Origin of the sequence: Pseudofrankia coriaricola (assembly GCF_032027725.1) — a bacterium.
Lineage (GTDB): Bacteria > Actinomycetota > Actinomycetes > Frankiales > Frankiaceae > Pseudofrankia.
In genome coordinates, this window is sequence record NZ_JASNFO010000079.1 from 1 (window position 1) to 12,157 (window position 12,157).

The 12,157-nt window shown below is 66.3% G+C and carries 10 protein-coding genes and 1 pseudogene; 9 read left to right on the forward strand and 2 right to left on the reverse strand.

Going from position 1 to position 12,157, the window contains the following annotated elements; genetic code table 11:
- Window positions 1-447 (reverse strand): sugar phosphate isomerase family (locus tag QOZ89_RS34615; RefSeq protein ID WP_491723685.1); only part of this gene is annotated, 447 nt, incomplete at its 3' end.
- Between the two features lie 445 nt (window positions 448-892).
- Here QOZ89_RS34615 and QOZ89_RS34620 point away from each other — a divergent pair.
- The 9 genes and pseudogenes from QOZ89_RS34620 to QOZ89_RS34660 form a co-directional block, all read left to right on the forward strand.
- The gene (locus QOZ89_RS34620) at window positions 893-2,401 is read left to right on the forward strand and encodes an aldehyde dehydrogenase family protein (protein ID WP_157910436.1); all 1,509 of its coding nucleotides are present in this window, start codon (window positions 893-895) and stop codon (window positions 2,399-2,401) included.
- A gap of 4 nt (window positions 2,402-2,405) precedes the next feature.
- On the forward strand, window positions 2,406-3,887 hold the full coding sequence (locus tag QOZ89_RS34625) for an aldehyde dehydrogenase family protein (protein ID WP_312627981.1): 1,482 nt from the start codon (window positions 2,406-2,408) through the stop codon (window positions 3,885-3,887).
- On the forward strand, window positions 3,887-4,666 hold the full coding sequence (locus tag QOZ89_RS34630; protein WP_071047178.1) for an SDR family NAD(P)-dependent oxidoreductase: 780 nt from the start codon (window positions 3,887-3,889) through the stop codon (window positions 4,664-4,666). The genes QOZ89_RS34625 and QOZ89_RS34630 overlap by 1 nt, the downstream gene beginning before the upstream one ends.
- Window positions 4,667-4,701: 35 nt before the next feature.
- Window positions 4,702-4,890, forward strand: a complete 189-nt coding sequence (locus QOZ89_RS34635) for a hypothetical protein (protein WP_071047176.1) — start codon at window positions 4,702-4,704, stop codon at window positions 4,888-4,890.
- Window positions 4,891-4,920: 30 nt separating this feature from the next.
- Window positions 4,921-5,418 (forward strand): ATP-binding cassette domain-containing protein, encoded by a 498-nt coding sequence (locus QOZ89_RS34640; protein ID WP_071047174.1) that lies wholly within the window; start codon window positions 4,921-4,923, stop codon window positions 5,416-5,418.
- A gap of 87 nt (window positions 5,419-5,505) precedes the next feature.
- Window positions 5,506-7,575, forward strand: a complete 2,070-nt coding sequence (locus QOZ89_RS34645) for a hydantoinase/oxoprolinase family protein (RefSeq protein WP_071047173.1) — start codon at window positions 5,506-5,508, stop codon at window positions 7,573-7,575.
- 12 nt (window positions 7,576-7,587) lie between these two features.
- Complete coding sequence (locus tag QOZ89_RS34650) at window positions 7,588-9,516, forward strand: hydantoinase B/oxoprolinase family protein (RefSeq protein WP_312627989.1); 1,929 nt, start codon at window positions 7,588-7,590, stop codon at window positions 9,514-9,516.
- Window positions 9,517-9,884: 368 nt separating this feature from the next.
- On the forward strand, window positions 9,885-10,796 hold the full coding sequence (locus QOZ89_RS34655; RefSeq protein ID WP_071047169.1) for a TIGR03620 family F420-dependent LLM class oxidoreductase: 912 nt from the start codon (window positions 9,885-9,887) through the stop codon (window positions 10,794-10,796).
- Between the two features lie 396 nt (window positions 10,797-11,192).
- Window positions 11,193-11,861 (forward strand): annotated as a pseudogene (locus QOZ89_RS34660) (transposase family protein); the annotation flags it as partial.
- Window positions 11,862-12,027: 166 nt separating this feature from the next.
- Here QOZ89_RS34660 and QOZ89_RS47765 read toward each other — a convergent pair.
- Window positions 12,028-12,157: HNH endonuclease (locus QOZ89_RS47765; RefSeq protein ID WP_491723686.1), on the reverse strand; the 130-nt coding region annotated here is incomplete at its 5' end.

Sequence of the window (12,157 nt, forward strand, 5' to 3'; positions counted from 1 at the left end):
TGGGTTGACCACGCCGATCACCGTTTCGGCGTGGTCAACCGCGACCCGGCCGTAGCTCACGCTGGTTCCGAGGGAGTAGTTGCCGTCCGGACCGGGGGCGACCTGCACGATGGCCACGTCGATCTTGATACGCCGGAGCCAGTCGACGGCCTGCGACCAGCTGAACGGCATGAAGGAGACACGGGATGGGTCCACGCGGTGCGACGAGGAGGTAGGCATCAACCAGGTGCGGAAACGGAACGACTCTTCAGGAGCGTCGAGCACCGGGTACCCGTCGAGCAGGACGCCAGCGGTGATCGTGACGTCGCGCAGTTCGTGCGCGCGCCCGCACACCGCTCTCACGAGGCCGATTGGCTCGGCCGCTAGGCACCCGACGACTACGTGATCACCCGACTTCACCAGTGCTGCCGCCTCTTCCAGGCTGACCTCGATGGGGGACGGCGTCATGGCTGAGTCACCTCGGTGGTCGAGCCGGAGATCGTCGGGCAAGTAAATCTGTCATAATCATACTATTAAAAGCGACGCCGGCTGACTCGTGCGGTGGCGTGGCGCCCAACGTCTCAGGCTGAGAGCGGCGGGGACGGTGGTGGCCGTCTCGATGTCGTGACGGGTGGGTTCGAGCAGCGGTAACCCGCAGCCGCGGCGACACCCGGCTGGCGGGTGTCGACTCCGGGTCGCCGTCGGTGCGGTTGACCTGCGCTGCGAGTACCTCCCTCGTGGCCACGCCGGTGCGAAGCCGGCTGGCCAGCACCGGCTTCCGACCGAGCGCCAAGCAATTTTGCGGTGACGCTTGACACACCTATATCTATTAGGACGATTATATGAGTATTGCGACGCGGGGCGCCGGACGTGCCCGAGGGGCCGGACGGCCACGCGGACGGAGGTAGCGCGAGTGCTAGTCGCATCGGTGGTTGGGCCGGGCATCCCGGTAGACGGCGGTTCCGGCGGTCGTGCGGAAGACGCCGGCTTCGACGTCCGGGACTGCGCTGGCGAGGTGGTCGCTCGGGTCGACGAGTGCTCGCCGGGCGACGTCGACTCGCTGGTTCGCGCCGTGACAGCGGCTGCTGCCCGCTGGCGGTCGAGGCCGGCGCACTCCCGGGTGCGCGCGATGCTCGACTGGGCGGCAGCGCTCGACGGCGAGCGGGGCAGGCTGGCGGAATTGCTCGCCGCAGAGGCGGGTGCGTTGAGGTCGGAGGCTGAGCTGGAGGTCGACCGCGCGGTCGACTGGATCCGCTACTACTCCGGACTGGTCGGCAAGGTCGACGGTCGAGTCTTCGGCGGCATCCCTGGCCAGTTTGGCTACACCGCGCGCGAGCCGTACGACGTGGTGGCCGGCGTCAACGCGGCAGTCGGAGCTCTCGCCCTGTTCGCGGGGCAGGCGAGCCTGTCCCTCGCCAGTGGCAGCGGCTACCTCTTCAAGGCTCACGCGGAGGCTCCGCTCGCCCCGCTGATGATGGCCGAGCTGGCGCAGGCGGCCGGCGTGGAGCCGGTCGCGGCGGTCGCGGGTTCGACACAGGTCGGCGAGTACGTGTCGACCCACACTGGCGTAGGTCTGTTGGCGTTCACCGGCAGGTCTCCCGTTGGCCGAGAGGTCATTGCAGGGTCGGTCAAGGAAGTGACGCCGCTGGTGATGGGTCTCGGCGCCAGGAACGCGGCTCTGGTGCTCGACGACGCCGCATTGAGTACCGTCGTGCCGGCTGTGCTGCACTCGCGGTTCTCCCGCGCCGGGCAGGAGTGGTTCGGCGTCGCCCACGTGTACGTGCACGAGAGTCTGTTCGAGGACTTCGTGGCCCGTGCCGTGGCCTTGGCGGACCGAATCAAGGTCGGTCCAGCGTCCGACCCCGACTCGTTGATGGGCCCGTTGCTGTCGCGACAGCGTCGTCAGCTCCTCGAGACGGCGCTCGCGGCAGGAGTGGCCGACGGCGCACGGGTGCTTGCCGGTGGTCGACCGCCGGCAGACCTCCCCGACGGCGCGTACTTCGCACCGACGGTCGTCGTCGACGCGTCGCCGACGAACCCGCTGCGACGCGACGAGGTGGTCGGACCTGTTCTGACGGTCTCGTCGTTCGGCGATGTGGACCAGGTCGTCGCCCAAGCGAACGCGTCGCAGTCCGGAGCGGTGATGCAGGTCTGGGGCCGCGACGTGCGAACGCTCAAGTCGGTCTCGGACAGGCTCGAGGCGGGCGCGATCTGGATCAACACGGCGGACGGGCTGTCTCCCGAGGTCCCGATCGGGAGTTGGAAGAGCAGCGGGTACGGGACCACGGGCGGTGTCAGCTCGCTGGACTACTTCACTCGTACCAAAGCGATCATGTGGGACCTCACTCCACTGTCAGACCGTGCGCCTTCGCTCGCGAAGCTCGCGCACGCCACCAAGGTCGGAGGGGCTGCAAATGCTTGATCAGATGCATCGTGTCGAGGCTGTCGGCGCCGCCGAGACCTACGTCAGCCACGGCGACTACCTGGCTCTCGAGAATCCTGCTACCGGCAAGGTGTTCGCCGAGGCGCGGGAAGCGGACGAAGGACTTGTCGACCAGGTGGTCAGCGGTGCTCAAAACACTTTCCGTCGGCAGTGGCGAGGCACGAGTCCGCTGGATCGCGCCCGCTTGCTCGTTCGCTGGGCGGACGTCCTGATGGAACACCAGGATGAACTGGCCCGGATCGAGTCCACCGACGTCGGCCACCTCTACCGAGAGTCGGCCGCAGACGTGGCCAACGCCGCGAAATGGCTGCGGTACTTCGCGGGTGTGGCCGACAAGATCGAGGGTGACGCGGTGGACGCGCACCCCGATCGCGTCGCGCACGTGACGAGGGAGCCATTCGGCGTCGTCGCGGGGGTGAACAGCTTCAACGGCAACATCCTCATGTTCGGGATCAAGGCGGCGCCCGCCCTGGCCGCCGGGAACTGCCTCGTGCTCAAGGCTCCGGAGCTCGCCCCGCTCTCGTCGTTTCGGATGGCTGAACTCGCCGTCGATGCGGGGATCCCGCGAGGCGTGGTGAGTGTGATCACCGGACGCGGCCAGGTGACAGGGAACGCGCTCCTGAGGCACCCGGCCGTCGGCATGGCAATCTTCACAGGCGGTCTCGGCGCGGCGAAGGCGGTGATTCGCAGCTCTGCGGTGAACGCGATTCCGCTCTGCCTGGAGCTTGGTGGCAAGAACGCCGTCATCCTGCTCGACGACGTCGACGTCGACCGAGTAGTGCCGCACCTGCTGCACTCCAACTTCGTCAAGTGCGGCCAAAGCTGCGCGGCCGGCTCAAGGATCTTCGTGCCGCGCCCGCTGGCTGACGAGTTGACCGGTCGGTTGGCTGCCGCCGCCAGCCGCCTTCGGCCGGGCGACCCCTTCTCTCCCGACTCGGACATGGGGGCAGTCATCAGCGAGACCCAAGTTGCTCGCATCGAGGACCTCGTCAACCGCGGCACCGCCGCCGGCGCCACGAGGCTGGCCGGTGGCCACCGAGCGCACGGGCGCCCAGACGTCGAGCACGGACACTTCTTCGAACCGACCGTGCTCGCCGACCTCATGGACAGCAATGTCGCCGCGCGTGAGGAAATCTTCGGTCCGGTCGTGGGGGTGCTCACCTACGACGACGTGGACGAGGTGGTCTCCCGCGCCAACGGCTTGGACCTCGGACTTAGCGCACAGATCTGGGGAAACGACTCGTCCACCATCCACTACGTGGCCCGGCGGCTGGAGGCAGGCACAGTCTGGGTGAACACCTACCGGGCGATCCATCCGAGTTCTCCGTACGGCGGCTACAAACACAGCGGCTACGGTCGGGAGAACGGGCCGGAGGTCCTGAAGACCTACACCCGAGGCAAAACCACGGTATGGGCGTACGGCGACATTCCCAACCCGTACGCTCAGCTCTCCGGAGCTTCCTGATGGCGGGCCGGCTCGACGGCAAAGTCGCCGTCATTACGGGCGCGGCGTCGGGCCAAGGCGCGGCGGCTTCGGAGGTGTTCGCTGCCGAAGGCGCGAGTGTGGCCATGCTGGACATTGACGGCGACCGAGTTTTCCGCGCCGCCGCGGCGATCGGTTCCCCGAATGTCAAGCCCTTTGCTTGCGACGTGTCCAGTTCCACGAGTGTCCGGGAAGCGATAGCCGGGATCGTGGCCGCGTTCGGACGCATCGACGTGCTGTACAACAACGCCGGGGTAGCGCTCAGGAGTGCGGGGGAGTGGGACGACACCCAGGACGGTCTCACCGGTGACATCACCGAGGAGGTGTTCGACCGGGTTCTCGGGATCAATTTGAAGGGCGTCTTCTTGATGAGCAAGTACGTCCTGCCGCACATGGTCAAGCAGGGCGGCGGATCGATCATCAACGTTTCCGCTCTCGCGGGTGCCCACGTCGGGACGACGAACCACGCCTACTGTGCGTCCAAAGCCGGCATCGTCGGCCTGTCGAGGGCGCTTGCGCTCGGTTACGGTCCGGCCGGAGTCCGAACGAACGTACTGTGCCCCGGTCTGATAGAGACACCTCTCGTCTCTCACATCCTGGGTGATTCTGAATGGACGGAAAAATATTCCAAGGGGTCGCCGCTCGGGCGCCTCGGAAGACCTGAAGAAATGGCGCAGGTGGCTCTCTTCCTCGCGTCCGACGAGTCTAGTTTCATGACCGGCTCGGTGGTCACCGCCGACGGTGGCGTAATGATCAGCTGATGCTTTCAGGTGGCTCGGCCGTAGCGAAGACTAAGATGTCGGCGCCGATCTCTCGGCCGTGGGCCGCCGTGGACAACCTGGTCCGTACCAAGATCGGTGCCGAGACCTGGGACGCGTCTGACATTCCAGCTCCACTGGTGACGGTGGAGAACGCCAGCGAGTTCCTCGACGCCTCGTACCCGTTCGTCGACTTCGAACAGACGTTCGCCTCGCACTGGCGATAGCCGACCATCGAAACGGCTCGAGGAGGCGCGATGAGCGACCGAAAGCTGCTGGAGATCGCGCACTTCACTAAGAAGTACGGTCCCGCCACCGTTCTGCGCGACGTGAGTGTCACCGTGGGCAGTGGCGAGTTCGTCGGCCTCCTCGGGCCGAACGGCGCCGGCAAATCGACGTTGATCAAGATTCTGGCAGGCGTCGTGCGGCGGGACTTCGGCGATCTGAAGTTCGACGGGCGACCTCGTGCCCACTTGGCCGGTCTCCCGCGTGCGGGTTTCGTCCACGCGACCGCCGACATCGCCAACAACTTCCTGATCCCGGCATTCGCGGCGGCGTTCCTGTCCACCGTGGTGCTCTCGGCTGGCCGGTTCCACGTGTGGGGGGCCGTCGTCGGCGGTGTCGTCCTCGTGTGGATCAGGCAAGGCCTGGTCGCGGGCGGCGTGCCTTTCTCCTGGTCCGACGTGGTGAACGGCGTCATCCTGGCGGCAGCGGTAGCGGTCTCCACCGTGCTCCACCGGAGGGCACGCCGGTGAGACGGACCGGACCGTTCGCCCGGCGACCGTGTACCCGATCCCAGCTCGTCGGCTGCAACTGGACTGCGACTACCGAAGGAGACCAGCATGAGTGACAAGGGTGCCGCTCACGGCTGGATCGTGGGCATTGACGTCGGGGGGACCTTCACCGACGTCATCGGGCTTAATCGCGTCACTGGCGAGACCCGCGACGGGAAGGTGCTGTCGACGAAGGAACAGGAAGTCGGAGTCCTGCAGGCGCTTACCGCGATCGACGTCGCCGTGGCGGACGTCGCGGAGATCGTCCATGGCCACACGGTGGGAATCAACGCCCTGCTTAGCAGAGCTGGCGCGACCACTGGACTGCTGGCGACGCGTGGTCATCGCGACCTGCTTGACATCGGCCGTATGAACCGCGATTTCGGCGAGAACTTCTACGACCCGACGTGGCTTCGACCGCACCAGCAACGGCCTGTCGTCGAGCGCCAGTACCGCGTCGGGATCCCCGAACGCATCACCTCTGACGGTTCGGTCCTGCTCCCGCTGGACGAAGACGCGGTCCGCGACGCCGCCAGGTCGTTCGCGAGCCGAGGGGTGACGTCGGTGGCCGTGTGCTTCATGAACTCCTACGTGAACCCGATGCACGAGCGACGTGCTGCGGAGATCGTGGCCGAGACCATGCCGGGCGCTTACGTCCAGACCTCAGCCCTGTATCCGGTGACGAAGGAACACGAGCGAACCACGACGGTGGCTCTCGACGCCTACGTCGGCCCGGCGGTACGCGGCTACCTGGATCGACTCCAGGTCGCTCTGGCCGCCGAGTCGTTCGCCGGAACTTTATGGATCATGATGATGAACGGTGGAGTGGCCACCGTCGAGGGGGCGTGCGAGGCTCCTGTGTTTCAACTTGTGTCAGGCCCCGTAGGCGGAGTGAGTGCGACCACCCACCTCGCGAACGACTGCGGAGCGGAGAACCTCCTCACGATGGACGTCGGCGGGACCAGCACCGACGTGGCGGCAATCGTCGGAGCGAAGACACCGCTGACTGACCTGTGGACCCTCGAGCAGGGGCTCACTCTGACGATGCCGCTCGTCGACGTCGGGAGCGTCGGATCCGGAGCAGGGAGCATCATCGGCCAGGACGCGCTGGGGAAGGTGTCTGTAGGCCCTCGCTCGGCGGGGTCGAACCCAGGTCCGGTCTGCTACGGCCGCGGCGGGACCGAACCGACGCTCACGGACGCGTGCGCAGCGCTCGGCATCCTTCAGCCGGACCTGTTCGCCAACGGGTCGCTCCGGCTCGACGTCGACGCGGCGTTGGAGGCGCTCGACCGGACCGGCCGTCAGTGGGGACTTTCCGACATCGACCTGGCCGCAGCGGCCTACCAGGTCGCGTGCGAGGACATCGCCGCGAAGATCCGGTCGATCTCGGTCTACCGAGGTCTCGACATCCGAAACTTCGCGTTGCTTCCGTTCGGCTCGGCAGGACCCATGCTCGCCGACAAGGTCGGGGAGATCCTCGGTGTGGAACGGGTGATCGTTCCTTCCTCGCCGGGACAGTTCTCGGCCATGGGCCTGTTGCGAAGCGACCTTCGGGTCACTCGCGCGGCATCTCCGATGTTGTCCCTCGAACCCGCGAACGCCGCGAGTATCGAGAACGCTTTCAAGGCGTTGGAGACCGACATCATCCAGGATCTCGAAAGCCAAGGCGTGAGCGTCGAGGAACTGACGTTCGACCGGGCTGTCTTCGCCATGTACAAGGGTCAGACGTGGGACAATCGCATGCCGCTGTCGACGGCCAGCGTCACTTCCGATGAAATACCCCCGTTGGTGCGTGACTTCCACCGGTTCTACCAAGACTCCTACGGGTTCTCGGCCGAGGACATTCCCGTCGTCATGACGAGCATCGAGGTCACTGCCGTCATTCCTCGGGCACGAAAGATGCCGTCGACCGCGGTGGGCGACTCGGGCGACTCGCTGCTGAGGACCGCCGATCTCACGGTGCCAGGATCTGCCACCGCCTTGTGTGTCCCCGTACACAAACGAGAACGACTGCGGCCTCACGTGATCGTCCTCGGTCCCGCGCTCGTCTCGGAGAAGTACGCCTCGACACTCGTACTCCCAGGCCGCCGGGCCTACATCGACGATTCCAACCTGCTCATTCTCGAATACCAGCGCTAGGAGCACGAGGGCGTGACTACCGCAAACGAAACCGAGGTCCGGGACGTGTCAGCCGACTTCGAGCTCGACATCCTTCGGTACGGGCTCATCGAGGTCGCACGCGAGATGAACGACTCGTTGATGCGCAGCGCTTTCTCGCCCGTGTGCCGGGACATTCTAGACTGCACGACCGGAATCCACATGCGCAACGGCGACGCCTGGGAAACGGTCGCCCAGTGGGAGGGCTGCATGCAGCACGCCTTCACGTCGCAGCACATCGTCAATTTCGTCATGGACGAGTGGGACGTCGACACGCTGCAGCCCGGTGACGTAATCTTGGTGAACGACCCTTGGCGAGGGACGATCCACCAGTCGGACGTCAATCTTCTCCGGCCAGTCTTCGTGAACGACCGCGTCGAGTTCCTGCTGCATTCGACCTCCCATCTCGTCGATCTCGGAGGACCCATCGCCGGCGGGTTCGCAAACGGGGTCCAGACCTCCTTCGAGGAGCAGCTCAAGTTCGCTCCGACGTTGCTCTACGCCAACGACGTGCCGGTCCGCCCGTTGTTCAACTTCATTCTGGAGAACAACCGCGTCCCGTCGATGGTGCTGGGCGATCTCCGCGCGCTTCACGGCTGTCTCGTCGTGGGCGAGCGGCAGCTGCACGCCATGATCGACCGTAGTGGGCTCGACAATGTCCGGTCAGCCGGTCTCTACGCCATCGAGGAGACCGAGGCCAGCATGCGAAGGGGGATCGCCGGTATCCCCGACGGGGACTACCGCGTCGAAGACTTCCTCGACGACGACGGAGTCACCGACGAGAGGGTTCCTGTCGTCGTCACCGTGCGGGTGCGCGGCGACTCGATGGAAATCGACTATTCGGGTACCGGCCGGCAGCCTCTAGGCAACGTGGGAACCGCCTGGTCGGAAGCGACCCGCTGCATCGAATCGGTCAAGTTGATGATTGATCCGCACACGTCGGTGAACAGCGGCACGCTGCGCCCTGTCGAGGTCCTGCTGCCGCCGGGAAGCGTGGTGTGCGTCTTGCCGCCGTCGAGTTGCTCGAACCACACCGACATCGGCTCACGAACGATGAACGGGGTGGTGCGCGCGCTGGGCGACGCCATGGAGCAACGGTCGATCGCGTGCGACTCGGGCACATCGCTGGTCGTCAGCATGGGTGGCATTGACACCCGCCGCGGTCACGAAGGCGATCCGTGGGGCGGGTTCGCCCTCGCCGGCGGAGGATGGGGCGGCACGTGGAAGAGCGACGGCGTCTCCTTCTGCGTTCCGCCGCAGGGAAACTGCCGTACGTCGGTGCAGGAGCATTCCGAGATCGAGTCCCCGCTGATTGTCACTCAGCACGAAATGATGCCGGACAGTGCGGGAGCCGGTCGTTTCCGCGGCGGCTTCGGCGCCGTGTACACAGTGACGACGCAGTCCGAGACGGTGGTGGCGATCACCAGCGACCGCGTGCGGGCAGGCGCGCCAGGCACGGCCGGTGGGGGGAGGGGAATGCCGGTGTACGGGTGGTACATTCGGGATTTCAACCCGTCGATGCACCACGACCCGCTCAATTTGGCAGGGGCCGAACCGCTGTTCGGCGTGTTCGACTCGAATGGCGTTCCCGATCCGGAGCGAGGAGACTTCTGCCTCGGAACCCGATTCACCACAGCCAAGATCTCGGGCCTGGCGCTCAAACCCGGAGACGCGCTTCGGCTCGTGATCGGAGGCGGAGGAGGCTGGGGCGACCCGCTGTCGCGAGACATCGAACGGGTCCAGAGCGACGTGGCCAACCAGCTCTACTCCGAAGCCTTCGTCCGCATTGCCTTCGGTGTGGTCATCGACGGCGGGCGCCTCGACGTCCGGGCCACCGACGATCTGCGGGCGGAACTGCGAGCAGGGCGCGACGACGACGGATGGACAGTACCCGTCGCGCACCCTCTCACGTGGTCTCTCTAGGAGCAGCATCGTGGCGATCGACCGTCTACTTTTCCCCCGTCCTGACGCAGAACGCATCTACGTCAAGCGCCTGCCCGTCGACGACGTCGAGTGTCCGTCTTGCCACGGCACGAACGTGGCCCGTTACCCGGTGGCCAACTACCTCGGACCGCGAATGGTCACGAAATGCCAGGACTGCTTCACTCACCTCTCCGTGGGTCGCCCGGAGCCGAGCGACCATTGGCCGCCGTGGAGGTCTGCCACGCGCGACTGGCCTGCGTCCCGCTTGGGCTGAGCTCGTCGCCGCCTGCCCGTGCCGTAGGGCGATCGCCACGCTGTCGGTCACATCTCTTCGATGTGATGGGCACTAGCTGTGAACGGACCACGACATGCTTGTTGAACACGTAGATGCATGGCGCGCGCACAACTCGGCAGTGGGTGTGTGGAACGCGGCCCTGGGCGAGTGGCCCGCAGAACTCGAGCGAACGTACGCCCGTGAGGTCGAGCGGCTGGGCTATTCCGCGCTGTGGATAGGGGAGAACCCCTACATGAAAGAGGTACTCGTGCACGCAGGACTTCTCCTGAGTGCCACGGAGCGCCTCGTCGTCGGTACGGGAATCGCCAGCGTATGGGCCCGCGACGCGATCGCGACCCACAACGGAGCAGAGGCGCTGGCCGAGGCGTACGACAGTCGATTCGTGCTCGGCCTGGGTGTCAGCCATCGTGTCCTTACCGAAGCCCGCGGGGCGGCCTACACGACGCCGTTGTCCACGATGAAGAACTACCTGACCACGCTGGCCGCCGTCGATTACCACGGGCCGAAGCCTGTGTCTCCCACCCCAATAGTGATCGCGGCGCTGCGCGACAAGATGCTCGCGCTGGCGGCCGAGAAGGCCGACGGCGCCCACACGTACCTCGTGACGCCCGAACACACTGCCCACGCCAGGGCCGTCCTCGGTCCCGAACCACTGCTCGTCGTCGAGCAAGGATTCGTCCTGTCTACTGAACCGTCTGTCGCCCGAGCGGCGGCACGAGAGCACCTTCATTGGTATCTAGGACAGCCGAACTACCAGGCGTCGATGCGTTCCCTCGGCTTTGACGAATCCGACATCATTCACGGCGGATCGGACTGTCTCGTGGACGCGCTTGTCGTCTGGGGAACCGCAGAGGACGTCGCCTCCAGAATCCAAGATCACCGGAGCGGCGGCGCTGACCAGGTGCTTTTGCAACCGGTGGCTGGGAGTCCGACCGAGCAACTTCACGGGCTCGGCCACGTCGCCCGGGTGCTTGGTCTCAGTTGACGTCGGTCTCGACGTAGGCAGGAGTCGCGCGGGTTCGTCGTCGTGTTCTTCGGTTTATGGGCGCGAGCGCTTCCGCGGGTGCGCCGTCGGTTCGCAACCCGCCGCGGGCGCTCGCGAGCGGACGACTGGTCAACGGTCGAACAGCGCGACAATGGGTGAACGGTGGTTGGACCTCGGTGGCGAGTACACGTTCGTTCGTTCATAGACGCACGGAAGTCTACGGACCCACCCTCTCAAGCCATTGAGCCATTCCCGGCAACGGGTCGTTGCGTTGGGTGACCGTCGCAGGCTGTGAGGGAGCTGGGGGTCTGTGCGGGGCTGGAGACGAGGCGACGCGGGGTCTCGGTAGGAAGTAGTCCTTCCACAGATCACTTCTCCGAGAGTCCCGCGTCGTCGATGAGTTTCACATACTGCGCCGAGCTGCCCTTCGGCGATCACACCGTCTTGCGTCTGGCGGGCCTGCTGGTCGCGGAGCGCCAGCGCCGCGGTACCCGGGCGGGCACGCGGACGCTGTCGCCGCTGGAGCAGGCGGTGATGGTGCTGCGCTGGTTCTGTGACGGCACCCGGACCCGCCAGCTGTTCACCGATCATGGAGTGGCTCGGTCGGTGGGCTACCGCTATCTGCACGAGGGCATCGCGGTGCTGGCCTTTCAGGCCCCTGACCTGCGTCGCGCACTGTCCCGGGCCTGCCTGGCCGGTTATGACCACCTGATCGTCGACGGGACGCTGGTCGAGACCGACCGGCTGTCGATGCCCGGACCGACGACGGGAGTGGACCTGTGGTGGTCAGCGAAGGCCCACAACCACGCCGGCAACGTCCAGGTCCTCTCGGCCCCGGACGACGGCTTCCCGCTGTGGGTCTCCGACGTCCGCCCCGGCCGCGAGCACGACACCACCGCGCTGCGCGCCTCGGGCGCGCTGCCGGTACTCGAGGAGTGGACAGCCGACGAGGCGCGCAGGGTCCTGTTCGACCTCGGTTACGAAGGGTTGGGAACCCAGGCCGGCCCGCTCGCGATCCCGTTCAAGAAGCCCAAGGGGGCCGGCCTCACCGACGAACAGAAGGCCCAGCTGAGTCGGCCGTGGGCGCGGTGCCGGGTTACCCCTGGCCCGTTTCCCACGGCCGCTCGCCGAGTCGGGTAGGCCGCCGGCGAGGTGCCCTGGTTGGGTCCTTTTCCGTCGGCCCCCCGCCGAACCCGCCGGGCGGCGTTAACCGCAACGGGCTCTCCAGTGGTTATGCCGTGGGTTGCGTGGTAGGTCGTCCGGCGTGGATGGCTTCGTGGCATGGCCGGCAGGTGACAAGTGTCTTGCGCCGTCGCATGGCCATGAGCCGGACCCACGTCGGCTTCTCGCGTCGTCCTGGT